Source organism: Saccharicrinis sp. GN24d3 (assembly GCF_052400645.1).
In the GTDB taxonomy this organism is placed as follows: domain Bacteria; phylum Bacteroidota; class Bacteroidia; order Bacteroidales; family Marinilabiliaceae; genus Saccharicrinis.
In genome coordinates, this window is the sequence record NZ_JBQTGI010000012.1 from 33,567 (window position 1) to 57,504 (window position 23,938).

Below are 23,938 nucleotides of genomic sequence, written 5' to 3' on the forward strand. Positions count from 1 at the left end.
GGATGGGTTGACGATTAATACCACGCCTGTTTCTGATCCTTCACACGGGACCTTGGTAATCAATGCGGACGGGACCTATATATACACACCTGATGAAAACTTCTCAGGCGAGGACGGTTTCACGTATGAGGTTTGTGACAACGGAACACCGAAGGAGTGTAGCTCTGCTAACGTAACTATCACGGTAAACCCAACCAATACAGCACCCGTTGCCATTGATGATGAGGCTACGGTTGATGAAGGAGAGGTGTTGGCAGGTACTTCACTACTGGCAAATGATTTAGATGTGGATGGAGATGATCTGACCATTAATACAACGCCAGTGTCGGAACCAACTGATGGAATATTAATTATTAATTCCGATGGAACTTATACTTATACTCCTGACGAAGGATTTGCGGGTGAAGATTCCTTCGAATACGAAGTGTGCGACAATGGTACGCCACAGGCGTGTGCCATAGCCACTGTATTTATCAACGTTATTGACACTGATAATGATGATGATGGCATCTCGAACGAAGAAGAAGGAGATGGTGATACGGATGGCGATGGTATTCCTGATAAAGACGATATAGATTCTGATGACGATGGATTAAGCGATGAAGAAGAAGGAAATGTTGATACAGATGGTGATGGAACTCCTGACTATAAAGATGAAGATTCTGATAACGATACGATCAAAGATGAGGATGAGGGGGGTGATGATATAGATGGCGATGGCGACGGAAACTATCGTGATTTAGATTCCGACGATGATGGTATCTCAGATGAAGATGAAAGAGATATAGATACGGATGGAGATCTTATACCAAACTATTTGGATGAGGATTCGGATGACGATGGCATTTTGGATAATAAAGAAAGTCAGGGTGATTGCGACAACGATGGAATAGTGGATTATATCGATACGGATAAGTGTTATTCCGAGGATGATCTTACTTTGTACGAAGGATTCTCGCCGAATAACGATGGAGATAACGATACCTACCAAATTCCTTGGTTAACTCAGTATAAAAAAGTGAGTGTTGAAATATTTAACCGTTGGGGCAATGTTGTATACAGGCAAAGCAAGTACGAAAACAATTGGAACGGGGAATCAAATGTAGGTTACACTATAGGTAAGAACCTTCCCGTTGGAACGTACTTCTATATTATCCACATTCACGATATCGACAAGAAATTGAACGGATATATTTATTTGAATCGTTAATAGGTATTTCTAAATAGATAAGAGGCGGAAAAGGACCTCTTATCTATTATCTCAAAATTAAACAATGTAGAAAGCATGCAAGAATCAACATCAATATTAAGGCTAGTAACAACATTGCTGGTTGTGCTGTTAAGCCTGAACAGGTTTGAGGCAAAAGCCCAGCAAGAGCCGCAGTACACACAATACATGTTCAATACCGTTTCTGTTAACCCGGCCTATGCAGGAACTAGGAATGCCATGAACATTCTGGCTTTATCGCGTATTCAGTGGGCTGGCCTGCAAGGAGCACCAATAACCCATACTGTAACCATGCATACACCGTTGAACAATTATAAAATGGGACTGGGGTTTTCAATTGTTTCCGATAAAATTGGCCCTGTCGATAATTTTTACTTCAACTTTAATTATGCATACCGGGTGAATGTTACCGAAAAAATGATTCTCTCAATGGGGATTAAAGGAGGTATTTATAATTATACGGTAGGCCTAAACGAATTAAACGTAGGGGAGGGATACGATGCCTCCTTTAGTGGGAAAATAGAACAAAGATGGAAGCCCAATGCCGGAGCTGGCTTGTATTTGTATACTGACAGATGGTATGCAGGGTTTTCGATCCCCAAACTAATTCAAACCGATTTAAACGGAAACACGACAACGGCCGGCAACCTTTCGTCTTTAAAGCGTCATTATTTTTTAATGGCAGGGTATGTGTTCGATATTAATCACGATTTTAAGTTTAAACCATCCTTTATTAACAAAGTGGTAGAAGGCGCACCTCCATCAACCGATGTTACTGCCCAGGTTTTGTATCTCGATAAGTATTGGTTGGGCGCCACCTATCGTTTTGGTGATGCATTGGCATTTTTGGCCAATATTCAATTGAATAAGCAACTGATGGTAGGGTATTCCTATGACTTTACAACCTCTAATATGAACAGTTATAACAATGGTTCGCACGAAATTATTGTGAGCTACGATTTTGACGGATTCTTAAAGAAAAAAGTTATTTCGCCAAGATATTTTTAACAAACCTAATTTTTTATAGACGAAAGGCGAACTAATAGTTTCCTTTAAGGTGTATTTGTTGCATTGATGGTTAGGGTAATTCTGATTATTGCGAGAGGCAGTTGTTATTTGGAATATCCACCCAGGCATATTAAAAAGAAAATATGAAAGCAAAACTTCTATTTATATTATCATTGATTGTTACTTTAAATGTAAATGGTCAGACGTACAAAAACAAGCTCGACAGTCTGTGGACAACCTATAGAACAATAAGAGCAACCAAGGCATTCGATAATATGGCCTATACAAAAGCCATTGCTAAATACGAAAAAATAAGCATTAACAACGAGCTGCCCGATTCTGTTAAGAGTTTGCTGGCTACAGCTTATTTAAATGTAAGCGAAACCATGAAGAGTGAGGCCGCTTTTTCTTCCATCTTAACAGATAGTTTGAGCGATGATGCCTTGTTCTTGTATGCGCAAGCACTCAAGTACAATGGTAAATATGGCGAAGCAGATAGGATGATGGCTAAATACAAAGAGCGCAGTCCTATGGATTCAAGAGCTGTTGAGTTGTTGAACGCCTTACCTAAAATTGAAAAGATACTAGCAGAAGAGAGATACCTGATTGAAGAAGTAAGCTTTAATTCTCCTCAATCCGACTTTGCACCTTTCGTATTTGACGATGAGGTGTATTTCGCATCTGCCCGTGATTTAGATTATATTATTAAGCGCGAATATGCTTGGAAAGAAACCCCTTACCTGAATGTGTTAAAAACAAAGGTCAGGGATGGTGGTTTTTCCAATCCTAAATTATGCGCATCTGAGTTAAGAAGTATGTATCACGATGGACCTGTTTTTATCAGCCCGGATGGAAACGAACTTTTTATTACGCGAAATACATTTCATTCATTCATCAATACCAAAGGAAGAGCTAAGGGAGGGTACAATAACCTTCGGATATTAAAATCGTCGAAGGTTACCGATGGAACATGGATGAAACCGGAGGAGCTTCCGTTTAACAACAAGGATTATTCTTGCGGTCACGCCTGTTTGTCACCCAACGGAACTAAACTTTATTTTAGTTCGGATATGCCCAAGGGAAAAGGTGGTAGCGATATCTATTATGTTGCCAGAGAAGGTGATTCTTGGGGAGAGCCGGTTAACCTTAGCGATTTAAATACGGAGGGTAATGAGATGTTTCCATTTGTTCATAAAAGCGGAAAAATATATTTTGCTTCCAATGGAAGAGTGGGTGTGGGGGGACTTGACATTTATGTTGCCGAATTAAGAGCAGGCGCTTATCAAGTTAAAAATATGGGATATCCGCTCAACAGCAAAAAGGACGATTTCGGAATGTTTTTGGCCGATGATGGAATAAATGGGTATTTTTCATCGAACCGTGAAGGGGGTAAGGGTGATGATGATATATATCGCTTTAAGGTGTTGAAAGAAATAACCTTTAAAAAAGCATTGAAGGGTAAATTGATAGATAAAAATACCCGACAGGTAATTGCCAACACTCCCGTTGTGCTAACTGATTCAAGTGGCAAGTTGGTAGGTGAGGTGATGACGGATGAAAATGGTATGTTAAGTACCGAAGTGGATGATATTTCAAGTATTACGGCAGATGTGACCGCTCAAGGTTACTTCCCGTATAACGAAACCATTAGCTTGTTGGAGGAAACGGCGGAGTTTGAAATGGCTTTAAAACCTCGGCCGTATTGGGGGATTTTTGGTAATGTGTTTTTGCTGCCGGATATGAAACCGATCCCGGAAGTAACCTTAAAAATGCAACCAAAATCAGGAACTGAAACAAGTATTGTGAGCGGATGGGATGGCAGGTTTAAAACCCGGCTTCAGCCCGAAACCGATTACGATTTTGTATTTACCAAAAAAGGATTCTTTACCAAACGTGTCCAATACTCTACCGCTGGAAGGGATACGGGTTGTGTAAATATAAATGAATTTATGGAACTGGAGCTTGAAAAAGCCGAAGTTGGTAAGAGTATAGAAATACAAATCCTTTACGATTTGGGCAAGTGGAACATCAGGGAAGATGCAGCGATTGAATTAGAAGATATGATACAATTCTTAAAAGATAATCCTGAAATTAAAATTGAATTGGGATCCCATACCGATGCAAGAGGCTCTGCCATAAGCAACCAGGTTTTGTCGCAAAAAAGAGCCCAGTCGGCAGTAGACTTTATGGAGGAAAGAGGAATTGCCAGAAACCGTATGGTCGCCAAAGGATATGGTGAAAACCAATTAAAAAATAAGTGTGCCGATGGGGTGCAGTGTTCAGAAGAAGAGCATCAGGCAAACAGAAGAAGCGAGGTAACTATAGTTGCAATGTAAAGTATAACACTTTGTCGCCTGGGCAATAAAGAGATAGAATAGGTTGTGGGTGACCAGAGAGATAAAGGGGAGGGGTAAGCTTCCCTTTATTCGGCATTGATTTTGTGTAAGGTTATCGGGGGCTTTTTTATACCATTGGTTACGTATTCTAATTTTTTTAAAGGGACAATATGAAGAAACGCTTTACTTCTTTGGCGCTAACGAAAGCTGCCTTTTTATCTGCATTTATTTTTTTAGCAACAAGTCTGCGAGCGCAAATTATTATCTCGTATCCTGTATTAACAACGAGTGAAGCTTCCTCGGTAATGGCTACCTCAGCTATGTTGGGAGGTCAAATAACTGATGATGGAGGTTCTGCAATTTCTGCACGAGGCGTTTTATACTCAAATACAGAAACCGGACCTGAATTTGGGGGAGAAAATGTGGTAGTTGATGTGAACACGACAGTGGATACGCATTTTAGCAAAACGGTAGAAGGGTTGTTGCCCAATACTACCTATTATTTCAGGGCTTATGCATATAATTTGCTTGGTTATGAATATGGAGAGGTGCTGTCGTTTACAACATCGGCACAAACAGCCACCGATATCAGGTATGGTGAAAAAACGAAGTTTTCTGCTTGGCCAAATCCAACCAGGGATTTTGTCAATATTTCCGGGATTGAATCTGGAAGTAAATTCAAAGTGTTTAGTGTAACCGGCAATATGGTAATGGACGGACAGCTGGAATCAGACAAAATCGATTTGTCTAATCTGACGAATGGAGTTTATGTTTTGGTGGTGGGTCGATTTAAAATAAGGGTGATAAAAAATAATAGTTTAGGTTTGTGTTGTTTAAGCCGGGTTGCAAGCTTTTAATAACAATGCATGGGGCAACGCCCCATGATATTATCGCCCAATACGAAAAGGCCAAAAGCCGGTAACAGGAAAAGGTAAAAAAGTTAGTTTGTTATCAAATAAAATATTCCGGTTCTTTCGGTTTTGTTTTTCCGTAGTTTATCCTGTTCCAGGCTCTTTCGTGCCAATAGTACAAGAGTAGTTTTGTAAAAACCTCCACCCCTCCTATGGACGCTGCAACACCAACTTTACCTGTTATCAGGTATGCAACCAAAAAAGTGTCAATAGTGCCCGTGACCCGCCACGAGATGGTTTTAATTAATGTTCTATATCTTTTTTCCTTCATAAGATTATACCCATTTCATTATCAGCATATGCTGGTAAGCTTTCAATAATCGGAATTGAACTTATTAAACCCCGCCATATGAATTAGAAATCCTATGACGCAATTAAACGACTTCAAAATAAGGCGTTTCACTACGTTGCTTCAACACTCCGGAGTATTGTTTTGCCTCGTTTCAGCAACGCCTTGTTTTATGGTATTTTAAATGCTCATTACGTAATTCTAATACGATAAACCGGGCATAACGGTTATTTATTCTAACTCTTTAATCTGACTTTGGTGTTGAATGATACCCACTCTTCCAACAAAATCGCCAAAACGCTCGCCTTTTTCCCTTTCTGAGGCATATCGGCCCAGTAATACCTTAAGCTCATCTAGTATTTCGTCCTCAGACAGCGTTTCTTTATACAAGGTATTTAGTCTGTCTCCCGTAAATCCTGCCCCCAAATACATGTTGTACCTTCCTAAAGATCGGCCTACAAAACCAATTTCCCCAAGGAAAGGCCTGCCACAACCATTAGGGCATCCGGTCATACGTATTAAGATATCCTCTTTGGTAAGGTCGTTATCCGCAAGAATAACCTCTATTTTATCCATTAGTGAGGGTAGGTAGCGTTCAGCTTCGGAAAAGGCCATGGTACATGTGTTTAATGCAACACAGGCTATTGCATGCTTGCGGGCACCACTTAAATTGCCGATGGGCCAAATTTTATATTCTTTCAGCAGCAATTCTATTTGCTTCTTGTCCTCATCGTTTATGGCGCCCAATACCAGGCCTTGGTTACCGGTCAGCCTGAAATCGCATTTCTTTAGTTCCGCAATTTTTCTGAGCCCTGTTTTTAGTAACTGACCATCGGAATCCTTTACTCTTCCATGTTCCACATATAAGCCCAGGAACCATTTGCCGCTTTTTGCCTTTTTCCAGCCAAATAAATCACCATTGGTTTTGAAGTTGTATGGTTTTGATTTTTCGAGTTTGTAACCTAATCTTTTTTCCAACAAACCTTTAAAGTTGGTGGGGCCTATACGGTCAACTGTATATTTTAAGCGTGCTTGCCTTCTGTTTTCCCGGTTACCATAGTCGCGTTGCAGTTTTACAATTTCCTCTATTACTTCAAGGGTTTTGTCGTAAGGTACATAGCCTACTATATCCCCAAGTCTTGGATAGGTGCCTTGTTCCGTAAAAGTCATACCCAATCCTCCGCCAATCGCCAAATTAAATCCCTGTAGACGATCTCCTTTCCCTATGGCAATGAGTCCAATATCGTTGGAAAAGATATCCGTGTCGTTATAAGGAGGAATACCAATGGCAATCTTAAATTTGCGGGGAAGATAGGTCTTGCCATAAATAGGCTCTTCATCTTGTTTTCCGTCTACCAGCAATTTTTTGTCTAACCATATTTCATGGTAGGCAGTGGTTCTGGGCAGCAGATGAGCGCTGATGTCCTTGGCCATTTGATAGGCTGCCGGAACCAATGGCGACATAGCCTCATTGGTGGTGCACATCACGTTTCTGTTTACATCTCCACAAGCCGCAATAGAATCCAGTAAGGATTCGTTAATATGCTGCATGGTTTCTTTCAGCTTCCGTTTTATTACCCCATGAAATTGAAAGGCTTGCCGTGTGGTTAGTTTAAGCGTGTTGTTGGCGTGCGTTTTTGAAAGCTCATCGAAAGCTATCCATTGCTCGGCTGATGCCAAACCTCCGGGTATGCGCACCCGGATCATAAAACTGTACAGAGGCTCAAGTTTCTGTTTTTTACGTTCCACATCCAGGTCCCTATCGGTTTGCTGATAACTGCCATGAAACTTGATAAGTTGCGTGTCATCCTCGGCAATAGCTCCGGTGACTATGTCGTTTAAACTCTTTTCAAGGGTTCCTCTTAAAAAGTTACTTTGGGTTTTAATCCTTTCTACGTCAGAGGGATTCCAGGACGGTAGTATTTCGTTTTCTATAATTTCGGCCATGAGTCTTTTTTTTAATTTTTAGTCATATCACTAATAAACGTCTTCCTGAAATCGTTTTTCAGCGGTCAAGTTTTTCAAGTAAGCATTTGCTTCTTCCTTCGTTTTGCTCCCGTGTTGTTCAATGATGTTGAGTAGTTCGGCTTTTACATCTTTGGCCATGTTCCTCATGTCGCCGCATAAATAAAAATAGGCGCCTTCCTCCAGCCATTTGTACACCTTCTCCCCTTTTTCTTGTAGGCGGTGCTGCACATATATTTTATCTTCCTGGTCCCTTGAGAAAGCGACATCAATATCCGACAGCAATCCTTTCTTTCTGAGATGAAGCATTTCGGTCTGATACAAGAAGTCTGTCTCGAAATGCTGGTCGCCAAAGAAAAGCCAGTTGTCGCCGCTAGCTTCGTCATTTTCGCGCTGTTGCAGGAATGACCTGAAAGGCGCTATCCCGGTACCGGGGCCTACCATTATTAATTTGGCATCATTAGCCGGTAACCGGAAACCCTCATTTTTCTTTACCCGCACCGAAACGTGATCACCAATGTTAATTCTGTCCGCTAAAAAGCTGGAACATACGCCAAGGTGTTCCCTATTGTTTAAATGGTACTTAACTGCACTAACAGTAACGTGAACCTCGTCGGGGTTATAATCGTAACTGGAAGATATAGAGTATACTCGTGCCGGTAATTTTCGCAATAGGGTTGGCAGATCGGTAGCTTTTAATGGCGCAGGGAAATCTGTCAATAGGTCTAAGAAATCCAGTCCATAAAGAAAATCAGCAAGCTTGCTTGTATCCTCGAGAATGGCCGAAAGTTTGTCGTTTTTGGCGAATTCGGCATATTTTTTAAGAACCGGGGCTGTTATTGTTGTGATTTCATACTTGGTTTTTAAGGCCTCCTTCACATTAATCTGATTGCCATCGATATTAATCACCTCGCTTTCCTTAATGTTCAACTTTAACAATATGGCCAAAACCAGTTTGTCATCATTGTCGGCTTGAATTTCCAAGGCGTCTCCAGGTAAGTAGCTGATGCCGGTATCTTCAATATCCAATTCTATATGGTAGGTTTTTTTGTTAGATCCCTTGCCGTTTAAAAGTGTTTTGTCAAGAACTTCTACTTCAACCCATTTGTCGTTATCAAAATCAAGATTTGCAGCGGTTGTAGCTATGTTTACGGCTGAACCGTTTATGGAGGCAAACTTATTGGCTAAGTTTGGCAAGATCTGACCAAGCTGCTCCTTAAAATCTATGTCCAGCTCAATTAATTCGTGTACATCGGTCGACCCTAGGGTTTTCAGTTGATTGAAAATATCACGTCCGGTCTGGCAGTAGTTGATATAACTACTATCTCCCAAGGCGATGACGGCAAAATTTAGATCGTTTACTTTGGGTGCTTTTTTGCCAAAAATATAACTATAAAAATCTTCCGCCGAAGCTGGAGGGTCACCTTCGCCATGTGTTGAGACGATGACAAGGAGGTTTTTTTCCTCTTTAAGTTTGCGGTTCTTGTATTCGGGCATACTGCACAACGAAACCTCAATCCCTTTTGCCTCTGCCAAAGCAGAGAATTTTTCGGCTATCAATTTGGAGTTTCCGGTATGGGTGCCGTAAATTATACTTAGTTTGTTGGCCACGGCAACATTTGGAGTTCCGTTGGTGCCATGGGCCGCGGAACCGTTCTTTTGCAATGCCCCGTTTAAAAAGCCTCCGGTCTGGTTAAGTCCGGCCAGATAACCCGATAACCAAAACCGTTGCTCGTCCGTCAAGCCCTCATAAAGTTGTTTTGCTTGAGTTATTTGCTCTTGCGAAAATATTTTACTTATAGCGTCAATCATAATCTTGTCTAAATAAATGACAAACCAATGGCTGTTCAATTTGTTCTGAACAGTGCAAGGTTAAAAATTCTATTATAAAGGAGTGGTCGGAAGAGTGAAAACAATTTTAAATTATCTTCATAGGTTAGGGTGTGCGGAAAAAAAAGTAATGATAAGATTCAACCCAAAATTGTCATTACGCTTCATCTAAATGCCAGTTCGATTAACAAAATCTAAATATTACTTTAACAGCAATGTAAGATTCTCGGTCCCAATAGCAATCGGGACCGATGATGCCTGCTGACATTAAGGAATCTTTCCAGTTTCTAATGACTGGTCTCGTTTAAATCTCGAAATTGCTTAAGTACCTTTCGCCGGTATCGGGCAATAATACTACAATTCTCTTTCCTTTAAATTCTTCCCTTTCTGCTACACTAAGCGCTGCCCATAATGCTGCTCCCGAAGAGTAGCCGCATAACAGTCCTTCGTTAATAGCGGCATGATGGCTTGTTTGAATGGCGTCTTCGTTGCTAACCTTTACCACTTCGTCAATCACATCTGTATTTAAGTTGGTAGGTATAAAACCGGCCCCAATTCCTTGTATTTTATGCGGCCCTGGTTGTCCCCCGGAGATAACCGGAGAATCTACCGGTTCAACTGCAATTACTTTCAGCTCCGGGTTTTTCTCTTTAAGCACTTCACCAACGCCCGTAATGGTTCCTCCGGTACCAACGCCAGAAACAAATACATCAATGTTTCCATCCGTATCTTTCCATATTTCTTCAGCAGTGGTATTTCTGTGGATTGAAGGATTCGCAGGGTTGTTAAATTGCTGTGGGATAAAGGATTTTTTATGCTCGTTAGCCAATTCCTCTGCTTTTTCAATGGCCCCTTTCATGCCTTTTGCAGCAGGCGTTAATACCAACTCGGCACCAAATTTCTTAAGTAACTTTCTACGCTCAATACTCATGCTTTCGGGCATGGTTAAAATCAGCTTGTAACCTTTTACCGCAGAAACCAAAGCAAGACCAACGCCTGTGTTTCCGCTGGTTGGTTCAATAATGACTGTGTCTTTGTTGAGTTGGCCGCTTTTTTCGGCGTCTTCGATCATGGCAAGTGCAATTCTGTCCTTGACAGAGCTGGCCGGATTAAAAAATTCCAATTTGGCCACTACCTCGGCTTTACCTTCATTTAGTTTGTTTATGTGTACCAAAGGAGTATTTCCTATTAAATCAGTAGTACTATTTGCAATCCCACTCATAATTGTTGTTTTTGTTTATAATTCTAGTATTTGTTTATTGTCAGGTGCAAAAATAGGAGATGATTATTTTAAAAAAAAGTGATTTAGCTGCTTAAAGCATATTAAAAAAGTAGGCAAAAAGAACAAGAAAATATGAGGATGTATTCGAACGTGTATGTATTCAGCGGGTTACGTGCGGTATCTTATGTTGTTGGTTGCTTCGACGATTATGCCTACTAAATAAGTAGGAGTGTGGCCGTCATGATGCTCTCATATCCGGGTAATCATTAGTCATTCGAATCAAGTGTTAGAATAAAAGTTCAACCCATTCAGGGTTGTGATTCCATTGCCTTTTTTCCCTGGGTTTCACCCAGGGTTATTCAAAGTTTAACCACTCCGTGGTTGATTTATATGAATTCTTATATCAACAAAGATATAATCAAGCCTCATAAAAAACCCCGAATGGGGTTTAATATGAATAACCGCGGGTGAAACCCGTGGATACATAATCATGTAGTCCGGGTACCCTGAAAGGGTTCAACTCTGATTCGCATTAGAGATTAAAGTGCAGGGCCATCGGCATTCCTGCGGCGCCGTTTTCTCAGGATGCAATGATGTTATTAGTGTAAAGAATAGGAAATTGCGTTTCTTTTAATGCGTACAAAGAGCCGGTTTGCATGCCCGCAAAAAAAAAGAAAAATACAAACCTTAGTAATTTAGCACAAAGAATTAATAAAGGTGTTTTTGAACAAGGTTGTCGATGATATAACGATAAACCATGAGATGCATGCGGGAAGAATCGGAATGGTAAACGTATCTGGAGCATGCCCTGACATATGCAAAAAAGCCAAATGTATAGCGTAATCTGCATCGTTAAATTTTCGAATAATCCGGTTCTTTACCCATAAAATTGACTTGGATAGATAGGGGCTGGTTGTTCTATGAAAGAACCTGAAAAACTTAAGGATTAGATTTTGTAGTCCTTGTCGGTAGGTGATGGAATGTGTTTGCTTCGCAAAGAGTGTTTTAAAACTTGAGTTTAATAGGTTTCGGTTTTCTCCCATAAAAAAAGTCATCCATCCATAGCGCCATCCTTCGGAATAGCCATGATTTTTTAATGCCCCATCTGACCAGGTTGTGTAACCTGTTGTTAGGATGGGAATATGGGCATACGCTCATGCATCTGCCGCAGTCCGTTCCTGTGGTGCACCAATAACTAAAACATTCTTCCTGATTGATTTGCCATCGTCTGATGCCATGGATTTCCTTTTTGTCATCGGTTGGAATGGCTTGCCCCGGGCATACCTCGGCGCATTTTTTACATATGTCGCAAAAATCAAGGACTGTGGCGTCATGCTTTCTGTCATCCGCCAGTAAAGGCATGTCGGTTGTTATTACGGCAATCCTTACCCTTGGGCCTAAGGAGTGGGTCATCAACAATCCCATGCGCCCAATTTCGCCCAGTCCGGCATCGCGGGCGACTAGCGGACAGACCACCTCGTAATTGCCATCGATATGTGCACGGGCCGAATATCCCATATTGGCACAAAAGTGAGCCAATTGCAGGGCGATGCTTCCGGAGTTTAAGTATTGCTGTGCCGATTCCATTAAAGTTGGTGCTGCCGGTCCGGCTGCAAGATAGTCTTTGTCCATTTCAACGGTTATGGCAATTCCATATTGATGATGGATTTCGACTTTATCTCCGTAAACCTTTCCGCGTCCTCGATGAGAATAGAAATGATAGGGTTTTAATTCGCAGACGCCTGCATCGATAGCGCCCAGTTTTTTAGCCCAGTTTTTTATAAAAACAGTGGCATCTTTTGTATTCAGGATCTTTTTTATGGCTAATGGGGCAGGGGACACAGAGTTTCGCAATGACGCAATCACATTAAAACTGGCCTCGGCCGCAGCAAAAGCCTTGACCTCATACATGGATGAGGAGGAGCTCATAAGTCCATGCTTAATTTGCCATTTTTTGTCTAATGCCAGGTGTTCAGGATTTTCGGCATAATATGTCTTTGTTTTTTCTGGCGATTGGGTTATTTCCAGCCGCGAGAACATGGTGTTTCGCTCATCAATTCTATATCCCGATGATTCATTTTCGACCGCAAGTCTTTTGAAAGGAATATAAAAAAGTACAGCGGCCACAATGGTCAGGGTAAGGAGGATTATCAAAATAGTTAATCCAGTTTCTTGGGGCAAATAGCCGGCAGCTATAAAGGGAATAGGCGAAGTGATGGCCAATAACAAACTTCGCATGGTGGCCAGGGGTTCCTTCTCGCTATAGCTAACCATTGCGTACCAAATAAAGAAGCTGGAGTTTAAAGCGGCTAAAATGAAATAAATAATTTGAATCATAATCTTACGCTAATTGGTGCTTAAACTTAACTAATATTTCCAATACTGCTTCATTGATGTGACTTTTGAAGCAATCAATCCAATCGATTTGAAATGTCGATTCGGACACGATGGAAAAACATTCCCTAACCGGTTCGATATTCAATGGGATATATTCGGGGCAGATTGGTAAAGGTTCACCATGTCTGAAGTGTTGAATGTAAACCCCAATAATTTCAACACGGTGGGGTGGCAGGTCTACATTTATTGTTGGCGAATTAAAATTTGGCAAGTTGCTAAGTATAGCTCAATATGCACAGTATTAGCTGGTTGGGTGGGTGATTGCGGTTGCGGCTTTAAGGTTGGCACTGCTTTTATATATAATTAGGCAATACGGTAGTTACGAGTATCCAAATTTTTATTAACCATTTAAAAAAAAGAAAATGAAAAGTATTGTAATGATGGCCTTTGTGGCATGCATTGGTGCAACGGCTTTATGGGCCACTCCTAACCCTCAGTTAGAGCAAGCTCAATCTAGTGTTACTGTTGATGAATTAACATTTACTGAGATAACACTAGATAAGATCCCTCAGGAGGTTTCTGACGCATTTGCAAAAGAAAACGAAGGTGCAGCTATTTACAAGGCTTATTTAGCTGAAAAGGAGGATGGCACTGTTGTTTATAAAATCAGTGTAAAAGATGCGGAAGGTGCCGTACAAGATTTCTTCTATCAGGAAGATGGTTCAAAAATGTAGTACAAACGCATTAGGAACAACCTGCCAGAAAATGAGAAGAGAATGTGCATCGTTATGATGCACTTTTTTATGTTCTCCCATTTAACGGTCGTTTGTTTTTCTGCGGAAAACCAAGAACATCAAAATTCGCGGATTGAGAAAGAGAAGATTGGCGAAGCAAATTCCTTTCCGGAAGATGAGAAAAAGGCTTCGAGACATTAAACATCCGTCTCCCTTTTCCTGTCTCCGGTTTCTATCTCGAAACCCTTACTCTCAATTTTTTTCCTTTTATTTTTTCGTTTCTCAGTAAATCCATGAGCTGTTTTACTTTATTCCTTTGCACAGCTACAAAGGCAGAGTGATCCAAAACGTCAATTAACCCCAGTTCGTCTTTTTTCAGTTTTCCTTTTTTTAAGAATAAACCAACGATATCAATTTTGTTGATTTTGTCTTTCTTCCCATGATCCACGTAAATGGTTTGCCAATCGGGAGGTGAAGGGAGAGTGGCATTTGAACTGAGTACGTCAAACTGCAATTCTCCTTCAATAAATTCAGGAATCTGCTCTTGTTCTGCCAGAATTAGGTAGGCTATTCCGGAAGCTTTCATTCGTGCAGTGCGTCCGTTACGGTGTATAAAAGCTTCTTTTTCCTTTGGCAGGTGATAGTGAATCACAAATTTAATATCTGGAATGTCCAGGCCGCGGGAAGCTAGATCTGTAGTAAGTAGCAAGTGATGACTCCCATTTCTGAATTTGATAAGGGCGCGCTCCCGATCTTCTTGTTTTAGTCCGCCATGAAAAACGTCATGCGCCAGTCCCATGTCAGTTAAATGATCGCTAATTCGGTCAGCGGCATCCCGGTGGTTTACAAATGCAACCATCGGTTCGTTGCCTAACATACAGGCCAACTTGTAAAAAGCTTCCAGTTTGTCTTTGCCATCGGAACGTATAGCTTTTAAGGTCAGGTTTTCTTGAATTTGTTCTTTAGGAAGGAAGTCCAGTGTGTCATGTTTTTTTAATCGCACAAACCATGGGATCTCTTTCATGTTGGTTGCCGAGGTTAGTATTCGTTGCCTAACAGCTTTAAGTTCTCCAATTATTTCTTGCATCTCGCTCTGAAAACCAAGTTCCAGTGCTTTGTCGAACTCGTCTAAAACCAAATGTTTGATGTGTTGCGTTGAAATATGGCCACGTCTTACGTGGTCTGCAATTCTACCGGGCGTTCCAACGATAATTTCTGGCGGATGCTTTAAACTGTTTCTTTCGGTTTGAATCATATGCCCACCATAGCAGCATAAAACCTTACACCCGGCACCCAAGCTTTTTACAACTTGCTCAATCTGAAGCGCCAATTCGCGGGCGGGTGCCAGGATGAGCAATTGGGTTCTTTCGGTGTTGTGCTGTATTTTGTCAATTAATGGAAGTAAAAATGCCAGTGTCTTCCCCGAGCCTGTTGGGGACAGCAGTACCAGATCGGTATTGTTGTCGATCAGTTCAATAGACTTCACTTGCATCGGGTTGAGGGATGTAATACCTAGCTTTTTTAAATATTCCGTTCTGTTTTTTCGCATGTCGCAAAGATACGTTCAAGAAACGAGATAGAAATACCCCTCAGGCATATTTGTCCCTACCCCTATGTTCTGCATTTAAATGGAATTAGGAAATTAAAATGACATTTCAGCAGCTTGAATTAAAATTAATACCACTAGGTTGGCGTTTGACAAAGAATTTGTAGTAACCGGGAATTTAAGTGAAAAGCTGGAAGGGGTTAAATCACGCTTGCTAGAAATGACATAGCAAAGTATGCTCCTGTGAATGTCAACTATCAAGCGGAATTCCAGGGGGAAGCATGGTGTTTGGTAGTCAATGATAGTCTTAACTCGCAATGAAAACACCTGCACGAGGTAATGTTTGATAAGTAAAAACTGTCAGAGTCATTATTTATATTGGTAAAACTGATTGTAATTTAGGTTTTTGGGATGTTTTTTTATATTAAATGTATGTTTGGTGTTATGTTTTTGCTAATTTTGTTTGGTTTCTTCAATAAAACACTCTATCTTTGCAACCGCAAAAAAGGAAACTATCTAAGTTGAAAATATATTGCGGGATGGAGCAGTTGGTAGCTCGTTGGGCTCATAACCCAAAGGTCGTCAGTTCGAGTCTGGCTCCCGCTACTATTAAAGCCGAAAGATTTGTTTCTTTCGGCTTTTTTTTAACTTTGCCATCATCTTATTCACGATGATTACAATTCGATGAGCAAACCAGAAGTCAAAAAGAACTTTTTCCGGAAATTACGCAACAAGTATCGTTTGGCCATATTCAACGAGCAGACTTACGAAGAGGTATGGCAAATGCGATTGTCAAGATTAAATGTGTTTACCGTGGTGGGTTCTTCCGCGATAATATTAGTGTTGTTAATTATTCTTTTAATTGCATATACCGGCCTTAGGGAGTATATTCCGGGTTACCCTGATGGAAACCAGCGCAGGATGATGGTGCGCAACGTTAACAGGGTAGACTCGTTAATTTCGGAGATTGAAAAACGAGACCGGTTTTTTCAATCCATCAAGTCTGTTGTGCAAGGAGAAGTGCCCTATTCGGAAGAAGAAACCTTGGATGATACCGGGGGTGGGAAACCGCAAAAAGTGAGCTTTGAAAAAAGCAAAGAGGATGAAGCTTTCAGGCAGCAGGTGGAGGCCGAAGAAAAATTTAATCTATCGGTTTTGCCCGATGAAAAAAAGATCCCGGAACTGAACCAGATTTATTTTTATTCCCCATTAAAAGGTATTGTGGTCAAGAAATTTAGGGAAAGTGAAAGTCATTACGGAATCGACATCGTTTCCAAACCTGGCGAAACGGTACTGTCAATTATGGACGGAACGATTATTTTTTCCGGATGGACGGTTGAAACGGGATATACCATGATGGTTCAGCATAGTAGCGATTTGTTATCTGTATACAAGCATAACTCAAAGTTGCTGAAAAAATCAGGCGATAAAATAGCAGCTGGTGAGGCCATTGCCAATGTGGGCAATTCGGGGGAGTTAACCACGGGGCCACACCTTCATTTTGAACTATGGTATCAAGGCAATGCCGTGGATCCTACAGAATACATAATTTTTGAATAAATATAGCCGGTAACATATGAAGAAGAGGATAGCGGTGCTGGGTTCTACCGGATCCATCGGAACACAAACCTTAGATGTAATTTCAAAACATCCAGATAAATTCGAAGTCGAAGTATTAACGGCCAATAACCGCATCGGCAAATTGGTGGAGCAGTGTCGTGCTTTTATGCCCAATACGGTTGTAATTGGCAATAAGGCTAAATATAAGCAGTTGCAGGAAGCGCTCGAGGATCTGCCCATTAAAGTATATGCGGGAGGCGATGCTATAGCTCAAGTCGTGGAAATGGGGACGGTTGATGTAGTGTTAACTGCCATGGTTGGTTTCTCTGGGCTACAACCTACCATGAACGCCATTAAAAACAGAAAACCCATAGCTTTGGCCAATAAAGAAACCTTGGTGGTGGCCGGGGATATCATCACCGAAATGGCCGCGAAAAACAAAGTGCCAATTCTTCCTGTCGACTCTGAACATTCTGCTATTTTCCAATGCTTGGTAGGGGAGTTTCAAAATCCGATCGAAAAAGTTTACCTGACTGCTTCCGGTGGGCCATTTAGGGGAAAAGATCGCCATTATTTAAGCAAAGTAACACCCGAGCAGGCTTTAAATCATCCCAATTGGGAGATGGGAAACAAAATTACCATCGATTCGGCCAGTATGATGAATAAGGGACTGGAAGTGATTGAAGCTCGATGGCTGTTTGGCTTGGAGGCAGAGCAGATTGATGTTATTGTGCATCCACAAAGTATTGTGCACAGTATGGTGCAGTTTACCGATGGTTCCATGAAATCGCAAATGGGATTGCCCGACATGCGACTGCCCATTCAGTATGCATTAACCTATCCCGAAAGATTCGAGGTGGATTTTCCGAGGTTTAATTTTATGGACTATCCAAATTTAAGTTTCGAAAAACCGGACCTGGAATCGTTTAGGAATTTGGCGATTGCCTATGAGGCATTGCGCAAAGGCGGTAACATGCCATGCATAATAAATGCGGCCAACGAAATTGTGGTAGATGGCTTCCTGGAAAAGAAGATCGGTTTTTTAGAAATGTCGGATGTCATCGAAAAAACGATGGCAAGGGCTAGCTTTATTCAAAAACCAACTGTGGATGATTATTTCGAAACGGATGCCGAGGCCAGAAAAATAGCACAATCATTAATCAGTTGTTGATATGGTCAAATAAAAATGTAAGATAAAGGTTGTTAGGAGATTGCATTTTCATAATTAAACTTGAATCTTGTGTTTGGATACTTAATACAAAATAATAGCAAAAAAGGAATATATTTGTAGCTCAAAAAAATGAAAATAATTTAGATGGATATTGTTATAAAAGCAGGGCAATTGTTATTAAGCCTTTCGATATTAGTTATACTGCACGAGTTTGGACATTTTTTCTTTGCCAAACTTTTTAAAACCAGAGTCGAGAAATTTTACCTTTTCTTCGATCCTTGGTTTTCGTTGTTTAAGGTAAAAAAAGGTGAAACGGAGTACGGTATCGGTTGGCTTCCATTAGGGGGATATGTAAAAATATCCGGAATGATTGATGAGTCAATGGATAAGGAGGCCATGAAGGAAGAGCCAAAACCATACGAGTTTCGCTCAAAACCAACGTATCAGCGTTTGTTGATTATGATTGGCGGGGTATTGGTTAACTTTTTATTGGCGTTTTTTATTTTTTGGATGGTTCTTTTCAAGTGGGGAGAATCCTATATTCATGTCGAGGATGCCAAATTTGGCCTAACATATCATGAACTGGCTCATGATATAGGGTTGCAGGATGGTGATGTGGTTACATCTGTGGATACTTTCACGGTAAAATCAGCTTCTGATATTTTGTCGTTTATTTTATTGGAAGAAGCTAAGGAACTAACAGTAAAAAGGGAAGATTCAATCTTTGTACTACCCATTCCTTCCGATTTTGGGAAAACGGTCCTTGATCAGGAAGTAAAAAGCCTGGCGGCTATCCGAATGCCTTTCTTGGTGGATTCTGTGCTTATGGGAAGTAACGCATTTGAGGCCGGAATCAAGACCGGAGATAAGGTGATTTCTGTCAATGGGCAAGAAGCCGAGTATTATAGGCAGATCACCAAGTTATTAGGCGAAAATAAAGAACAGAGAGTTACTTTGGGAATTGTTAGAGACGGCCAGACCGAAAGTATTAGGTGCTTGGTTTCTAAAAAAGGGACCATTGGCGTGTATGCTAAACTGCCAAGCACATTTTTCAATGTTACCAAATTAACCTATGGATTTTGGGAAGCACTGCCGGCAGGCGTTTCAAAAGGTATTAATACGTTGATTGGTTATGTGAAACAACTAAAGCTGGTATTCTCGAAAGAAGGCGTTAAACAAATAGGCGGTTTCGGGGCTATTGGCGGATTGTTTCCGGCAACATGGAACTGGTCCGCGTTTTGGGAATTGACGGGTTTTCTATCGGTCATTCTGGCTTTTATGAATATCTTACCAATTCCGGCCTTGGACGGTGGCCATGTGTTGTTCTTGTTGTACGAAATGGTATCGGGTCGTAAACCTAGCGATAAATTCCTGGAATATGCAACGATCGTCGGTATGGTTATTTTGTTCAGTTTGCTTATATTCGCCAACGGGAACGATATATTTAGGGCATTTTTTAAATAAGTCCTGATTAATTGTTATTTTTGAAAAAAAAGAATTTGTTATGGAACTTAATGCAATATATATCTGCGGCTTCATGGGAGGCTATGAGTGGATTTTAATCATTTTAGCCATTGTGCTTTTGTTTGGTGGTCGTAAGATTCCTGAGCTGATGAAAGGGTTAGGACAGGGTATGAAGGAATTTAAAAATGCCCGTAACGAAAACCAAGCGGATGAAAAAACTGAAGATAAAAAAACTGAAGATAAAAAATAGGGATAGTAACACTCTTTCCACTATTGTAAATAAACAAGGCCGTTTCCTTTATGGGAAGCGGTTTTTTTTGTTTGATTTTAAGCAGGAAATTCACTAACTTATAGGTTCTGTTGAACTTAAAGCTTTTTGTTATGAAAAATATTTTGGTTGCAGTGGATCTAAAAGAAGGAACAGATAAAATTCTGGATAATGCATTTGAACAGGCCCAAAATTTTAAGGCTAGATTATGGATCGTTCACATTAGCGCACCGGAACCCGAATTTGTGGGGTACGAAGCCGGCCCGCAGTATATTCGGGATATGAGAGCTACGGAATTAAAGAAGGAGCACCATGAGTTAAAACGGTTGTCCGATAATGTTAATTTTAAAGGGGTAGAAGCAGAGAGTTTATTGATTAATGGGGGTACAGTGGAAATGCTGGCTGCAGAGATAGATAAATTACATATCGATTTGGTAGTGATTGGGCATCATAAGCATGGTTTTCTGCACAATGCTTTCTTTGGAAGGACAGATGTTTCTTTATTAGACAACAGTAAGGTGCCTGTGTTGGTTATTCCGACTTGATGAAATTTGTATCCTTATTTCATAAGTCACGCATATTATTGTTCTTTTGTGGCAACTACTTTGCCGTTTTTATATTGGGTAACAGACACTAAGTTACCTTGCTCATCGTAATGGTGTTTTTCACCGTTGAATAAGTTTCCTTTAACAAAGAAGCCTTTCTTGTCGATCTTACCATTGAGGTGTACAACCGTATGAAAACCAGTCTGGGTAAACCGGACGCTACTGTTGTTTTGCTCGTTTTGTACCGGTTCTTCAATTTTTGCAATTTGCCCGTTGTTGTATGTTTTTTCCAGAACAAGTTGCCCGGAATCGTTGTATACTTTTAGCGTACCATCGGTCTTTCCGTTTTCCCATTTGCCCTGGTACATTTTTTTACCATTGGCATGGTAGTAGACTTGTTCGCCTTCGCGCTTACCGTTTTCATTGTAATACCAGTCGTATGATAATTCCCCCGATTCGAAGTAGTATTGATAACTTCCTTCCCAGTGATCTAGCTGCCAATTGCCTGATTCGCGAAGTGTTCCATTTTTGTAATAAAAACGTGCCGTACCTTTTGCTTCTCCATTTATAAAATTTATTTCATGTTTTAAATTTCGGTTTTGGTAATATGCTTTCCAAATACCTTGTTTCAGATCATCAACATATACCCCTTCTTCAACAACCAATTCATTTTCGGTAATAACCCAGCGACCTTGTTTCAAACCGGCCGCATCTACCTGATTTAAATTATTTTTGGAGGTCTGTCCCATTAAGTTAATAGAAGCACAGTTTCCCATGTGAAATGAGAATACCAAACAACAGAATATGTTTTTTAGTATATTTAGCATAGTGTAATTGCAGCAGCTCCTGTTGCAAAGGAGTACGTTCGAAATAATAACTTTTATACTCTTTTTGCTAAATAAGGTTATAGGTAAACGGTAATATTTTATCAATATTTTTTTTAATGATAAAGGTGTAATGCACCTTAAGTATACTTTAGCCTGTAATTCCTGTAGTTTGTATACGTGTATGGTGAATTAAGTATTATTTTGAAATAAATCAGCAAATAACAATTCAAAAATCGCTACTTTGCGATTAATAAAAAAAAGATGCCCATGGGTGGTAAGAAGAAGACTAAAAAGAGAAGTAGAGGATTAAAAAAAAATCAAATAGTAGGCCTTGTTCAAGGTATATTTACAAATAACCCAAAACATACGTACAACTACAAGCAGATATCGGAACTGTTAGGCTTAAAAAAGATGACTTTGAGGCAAACAATTGTGGAGGTTTTGTACGAATTGTTGGAAAGTGGATTTTTAACCGAGGTTGCCAAAGGTAAATTTAAGTTATTGTCGCGCGGCGCCTTTGTGGTAGGTACAGTAGATGCTACCAGTTCTGGAGCGGCATACATTGTTCCGCAAGACGGCATTGGAGATGATGTTTTTGTGAGCCAACAAAACCTGCGGAATGCTATAAACGGTGATTTGGTGAAAGTGCATACTTTCGCTAAGCGACGAAGAAAGTCATTGGAGGGTGAAGTGGTTGAGGTGATAGAGCGTAAGCGTAATACCTTCGTCGGGACAGTGGAAATATCAAAGAACTTTGCCTTTTTGGTGACCGATAAAAAGGTCATGTTCAAGGATTTGTTTATTCCAATGGGTAAACTAAAGGGAGCGAAACATGGTCAACTGGCCGTGGGTAGAATTACCGACTGGGATGATTATACCAAGAACCCATTTGGCGAAATAGTGGATGTCCTGGGTGATGCGGGAGAAAATAATGCGGAGATACACGCAATATTGGCTGAATTCAACTTGCCATATGAATATCCTCAAAAGGTCATTGAAGCAGCCGAAAAAATCGACGAGAATATAAGCAACGAAGAAATAAAACTGCGTCGCGACTTCAGAAAAGTAACCACTTTTACAATTGACCCTAAGGATGCCAAGGACTTTGACGATGCCTTGTCGTTGCAGAAACTGCCCAACGGTAACTGGGAGGTAGGCGTGCATATTGCAGATGTTACCCATTACGTAAAGCCCAAAACAATTATTGACAAAGAGGGCTATGAACGTGGCACGTCGGTTTACCTGGTGGACAGGGTGGTGCCTATGTTGCCGGAAAGCTTAAGTAATGGTATATGCTCGTTGAGGCCCAATGAGGAAAAGCTGTGTTTCTCGGTGGTGTTTGAATTGGATGATCAGTCTAACTTGATTGATACCTGGTATGGGAAAACCATAATTTTTAGCGATAGGCGGTTTACCTACGAAGAAGCACAGGAAATTATAGAAACAGGAGAGGGCGATTTTAAAGAGGAGGTTTTAATTCTGGATAAACTGGCCAAAGGACTTAGGGAACAGCGTTTTGCCAATGGAGCTATTTCCTTTGAACGAATAGAAGTTAAATTTGACATCGATAAGGATGGAAAACCTTTGAGTGTGTTTTTTAAAGAATCAAAGGATGCCAATAAATTGATTGAAGAGTTTATGCTGCTGGCCAACAAAAGGGTGGCTGAATTTATCGGGAAGAAAGAAATTTCCAAAGGAAAGGGGGTAAAGCCCAAGACTTTTGTTTATAGGGTGCACGACAATCCAGATCCCGATAAATTCGAGAACTTTGCCCGATTTGTGCGTAAATTCGGATATGAGGCCATGCCTATGGGGGAGGAGCGTATCAGTAGTTCTATCAATCGCTTGCTAAAGCAGGTAGAAGGAAAGAAAGAACAGAATATTATTGAAACTTTGGCTATTCGTACCATGGCCAAAGCATCTTATTCAACGCATAACGTAGGGCATTACGGGCTAGCTTTCAGGCATTATTCTCACTTTACATCGCCAATACGCCGATATCCCGACATGATGGTTCATCGCTTGTTGGAATCATATATGGAAGGAGGTAGATCGGCCAATGTAGAAAAAACAGAGGATCAATGTAAACATTGTTCTATGATGGAAATGACGGCAGCCGAGGCTGAACGAGCCTCCATAAAGTTTAAGCAGGTAGAATTTATGAAGGAGCACGTGGGCAATGAGTTTTCCGGTGTTATTTCAGGAGTTACCGAATGGGGGTTTTATGTTGAACTTGACGAGAACAAATGTGAAGGTATGGTTTCCATCAGAAACCTGGATGATGATTTTTATCGCTTCGATGAGGAAAACTACTGCATCGTTGGCCGAAAGTTCAGAAAGAAATATCAATTGGGCGACCCCGTTACGGTTCTGGTGGCCAAAGCCAATCTGATTAAAAAGCAGTTGGATTTCGAACTGGTATCGCTATAAAAGGCGGTGTTTTGCGATTGCAATCGCAAAACACCGATTTAATGATTGATCAGGCGTATCCTAACCATACATTTGAGGTTATCCATCCAATATATTTTGCGGATTTTATTTGTGAAGGAATGCAGATCCGTATGCACGTATTAACTTCTGAACTATCGACTTATTGTGTCGCTGGCCTTTTGTTTGGTTCTGGCATTGAGTTTTGTTTCGACCGAGAGCAAAAAAATTACACTACCGAAGTATATTAAGAGGTGAATGTCTTTTAAG

At 40.6% G+C, this 23,938-nt stretch carries 18 protein-coding genes and 1 tRNA gene; 12 read left to right on the forward strand and 7 right to left on the reverse strand.

Annotated elements, in window-relative coordinates; genetic code table 11:
- The 4 genes from ACT29I_RS15045 to ACT29I_RS15060 form a co-directional block, all read left to right on the forward strand.
- The coding region (locus tag ACT29I_RS15045) for a tandem-95 repeat protein (protein WP_444793851.1) at positions 1–1,210 on the forward strand (1,210 nt) is incomplete at its 5' end.
- Between the two features lie 75 nt (positions 1,211–1,285).
- Positions 1,286–2,236 carry a PorP/SprF family type IX secretion system membrane protein gene (locus ACT29I_RS15050; RefSeq protein ID WP_444793852.1) on the forward strand — a complete coding sequence of 317 codons (951 nt, stop codon included), beginning with the start codon at positions 1,286–1,288 and terminating at the stop codon, positions 2,234–2,236.
- Positions 2,237–2,379: 143 nt separating this feature from the next.
- Positions 2,380–4,572, forward strand: coding sequence for an OmpA family protein (locus tag ACT29I_RS15055; RefSeq protein ID WP_444793853.1), 2,193 nt, complete (start codon positions 2,380–2,382; stop codon positions 4,570–4,572).
- Positions 4,573–4,742: 170 nt separating this feature from the next.
- A complete protein-coding gene (locus tag ACT29I_RS15060; protein ID WP_444793854.1) occupies positions 4,743–5,429 on the forward strand; it encodes a T9SS type A sorting domain-containing protein in 687 nt (228 codons plus the stop codon).
- Between the two features lie 94 nt (positions 5,430–5,523).
- Here ACT29I_RS15060 and ACT29I_RS15065 read toward each other — a convergent pair whose 3' ends face one another.
- From ACT29I_RS15065 to ACT29I_RS15085, 5 genes are all read right to left on the reverse strand, one after another.
- Complete coding sequence (locus ACT29I_RS15065) at positions 5,524–5,754, reverse strand: DUF2061 domain-containing protein (protein WP_430933739.1); 231 nt, start codon at positions 5,752–5,754, stop codon at positions 5,524–5,526.
- Between the two features lie 249 nt (positions 5,755–6,003).
- Complete coding sequence (locus tag ACT29I_RS15070) at positions 6,004–7,719, reverse strand: NADPH-dependent assimilatory sulfite reductase hemoprotein subunit (protein ID WP_430933740.1); 1,716 nt, start codon at positions 7,717–7,719, stop codon at positions 6,004–6,006.
- Between the two features lie 30 nt (positions 7,720–7,749).
- A complete protein-coding gene (locus ACT29I_RS15075; protein ID WP_444793855.1) occupies positions 7,750–9,549 on the reverse strand; it encodes an assimilatory sulfite reductase (NADPH) flavoprotein subunit in 1,800 nt (599 codons plus the stop codon).
- Between the two features lie 322 nt (positions 9,550–9,871).
- Positions 9,872–10,789, reverse strand: a complete 918-nt coding sequence (cysK, locus tag ACT29I_RS15080; protein WP_430933742.1) for a cysteine synthase A — start codon at positions 10,787–10,789, stop codon at positions 9,872–9,874.
- A gap of 1,005 nt (positions 10,790–11,794) precedes the next feature.
- A complete protein-coding gene (locus ACT29I_RS15085) occupies positions 11,795–13,126 on the reverse strand; it encodes a 4Fe-4S dicluster domain-containing protein (RefSeq protein WP_444793856.1) in 1,332 nt (443 codons plus the stop codon).
- Positions 13,127–13,548: 422 nt separating this feature from the next.
- On the opposite strand from ACT29I_RS15085, the gene ACT29I_RS15090 reads away from it, so the two are divergent.
- Positions 13,549–13,860 (forward strand): hypothetical protein, encoded by a 312-nt coding sequence (locus ACT29I_RS15090; RefSeq protein ID WP_444793857.1) that lies wholly within the window; start codon positions 13,549–13,551, stop codon positions 13,858–13,860.
- Positions 13,861–14,092: 232 nt separating this feature from the next.
- Here the strand turns inward: ACT29I_RS15090 and ACT29I_RS15095 are convergent, their stop codons facing one another.
- Positions 14,093–15,409 carry a DEAD/DEAH box helicase gene (locus ACT29I_RS15095; RefSeq protein ID WP_444793858.1) on the reverse strand — a complete coding sequence of 439 codons (1,317 nt, stop codon included), beginning with the start codon at positions 15,407–15,409 and terminating at the stop codon, positions 14,093–14,095.
- A 530-nt stretch (positions 15,410–15,939) separates the two neighbouring features.
- Here ACT29I_RS15095 and ACT29I_RS15100 point away from each other — a divergent pair.
- The 6 genes from ACT29I_RS15100 (at position 15,940) to ACT29I_RS15125 (ending at position 20,414) form a co-directional block, all read left to right on the forward strand.
- Positions 15,940–16,012, forward strand: a tRNA-Met gene (locus ACT29I_RS15100).
- 78 nt (positions 16,013–16,090) lie between these two features.
- Positions 16,091–16,966 (forward strand): M23 family metallopeptidase, encoded by an 876-nt coding sequence (locus ACT29I_RS15105; protein ID WP_430933746.1) that lies wholly within the window; start codon positions 16,091–16,093, stop codon positions 16,964–16,966.
- A 16-nt stretch (positions 16,967–16,982) separates the two neighbouring features.
- Positions 16,983–18,137, forward strand: a complete 1,155-nt coding sequence (locus ACT29I_RS15110; protein ID WP_430933747.1) for a 1-deoxy-D-xylulose-5-phosphate reductoisomerase — start codon at positions 16,983–16,985, stop codon at positions 18,135–18,137.
- Positions 18,138–18,281: 144 nt separating this feature from the next.
- Positions 18,282–19,601 carry an RIP metalloprotease RseP gene (gene rseP, locus ACT29I_RS15115; RefSeq protein WP_430933748.1) on the forward strand — a complete coding sequence of 440 codons (1,320 nt, stop codon included), beginning with the start codon at positions 18,282–18,284 and terminating at the stop codon, positions 19,599–19,601.
- 40 nt (positions 19,602–19,641) lie between these two features.
- Complete coding sequence (locus tag ACT29I_RS15120; protein ID WP_430933749.1) at positions 19,642–19,851, forward strand: Sec-independent protein translocase subunit TatA/TatB; 210 nt, start codon at positions 19,642–19,644, stop codon at positions 19,849–19,851.
- A gap of 131 nt (positions 19,852–19,982) precedes the next feature.
- Positions 19,983–20,414 carry a universal stress protein gene (locus ACT29I_RS15125; RefSeq protein WP_444793859.1) on the forward strand — a complete coding sequence of 144 codons (432 nt, stop codon included), beginning with the start codon at positions 19,983–19,985 and terminating at the stop codon, positions 20,412–20,414.
- Positions 20,415–20,449: 35 nt separating this feature from the next.
- Here the strand turns inward: ACT29I_RS15125 and ACT29I_RS15130 are convergent, their stop codons facing one another.
- Complete coding sequence (locus ACT29I_RS15130) at positions 20,450–21,163, reverse strand: toxin-antitoxin system YwqK family antitoxin (RefSeq protein ID WP_444793860.1); 714 nt, start codon at positions 21,161–21,163, stop codon at positions 20,450–20,452.
- A 345-nt stretch (positions 21,164–21,508) separates the two neighbouring features.
- Between ACT29I_RS15130 and rnr the strand changes: the two genes are divergently transcribed.
- Positions 21,509–23,671, forward strand: coding sequence for a ribonuclease R (rnr, locus tag ACT29I_RS15135; RefSeq protein WP_444793861.1), 2,163 nt, complete (start codon positions 21,509–21,511; stop codon positions 23,669–23,671).
- The last annotated feature ends 267 nt before the right edge of the window (positions 23,672–23,938 follow it).

Bases quoted from the DNA above. Each gene is read 5' to 3' on its own strand.
- ACT29I_RS15050 (WP_444793852.1), top strand. From the start codon at position 1,286: ATGCAAGAATCAACATCAATATTAAGGCTAGTAACAACATTGCTGGTT.
- ACT29I_RS15055 (WP_444793853.1), top strand. From the start codon at position 2,380: ATGAAAGCAAAACTTCTATTTATATTATCATTGATTGTTACTTTAAAT.
- ACT29I_RS15060 (WP_444793854.1), top strand. From the start codon at position 4,743: ATGAAGAAACGCTTTACTTCTTTGGCGCTAACGAAAGCTGCCTTTTTA.
- ACT29I_RS15065 (WP_430933739.1), bottom strand. From the start codon at position 5,754: ATGAAGGAAAAAAGATATAGAACATTAATTAAAACCATCTCGTGGCGG.
- ACT29I_RS15070 (WP_430933740.1), bottom strand. From the start codon at position 7,719: ATGGCCGAAATTATAGAAAACGAAATACTACCGTCCTGGAATCCCTCT.
- ACT29I_RS15075 (WP_444793855.1), bottom strand. From the start codon at position 9,549: ATGATTGACGCTATAAGTAAAATATTTTCGCAAGAGCAAATAACTCAA.
- cysK (WP_430933742.1), bottom strand. From the start codon at position 10,789: ATGAGTGGGATTGCAAATAGTACTACTGATTTAATAGGAAATACTCCT.
- ACT29I_RS15085 (WP_444793856.1), bottom strand. From the start codon at position 13,126: ATGATTCAAATTATTTATTTCATTTTAGCCGCTTTAAACTCCAGCTTC.
- ACT29I_RS15090 (WP_444793857.1), top strand. From the start codon at position 13,549: ATGAAAAGTATTGTAATGATGGCCTTTGTGGCATGCATTGGTGCAACG.
- ACT29I_RS15095 (WP_444793858.1), bottom strand. From the start codon at position 15,409: ATGCGAAAAAACAGAACGGAATATTTAAAAAAGCTAGGTATTACATCC.
- ACT29I_RS15105 (WP_430933746.1), top strand. From the start codon at position 16,091: ATGAGCAAACCAGAAGTCAAAAAGAACTTTTTCCGGAAATTACGCAAC.
- ACT29I_RS15110 (WP_430933747.1), top strand. From the start codon at position 16,983: ATGAAGAAGAGGATAGCGGTGCTGGGTTCTACCGGATCCATCGGAACA.
- rseP (WP_430933748.1), top strand. From the start codon at position 18,282: ATGGATATTGTTATAAAAGCAGGGCAATTGTTATTAAGCCTTTCGATA.
- ACT29I_RS15120 (WP_430933749.1), top strand. From the start codon at position 19,642: ATGGAACTTAATGCAATATATATCTGCGGCTTCATGGGAGGCTATGAG.
- ACT29I_RS15125 (WP_444793859.1), top strand. From the start codon at position 19,983: ATGAAAAATATTTTGGTTGCAGTGGATCTAAAAGAAGGAACAGATAAA.
- ACT29I_RS15130 (WP_444793860.1), bottom strand. From the start codon at position 21,163: ATGGGACAGACCTCCAAAAATAATTTAAATCAGGTAGATGCGGCCGGT.
- rnr (WP_444793861.1), top strand. From the start codon at position 21,509: ATGGGTGGTAAGAAGAAGACTAAAAAGAGAAGTAGAGGATTAAAAAAA.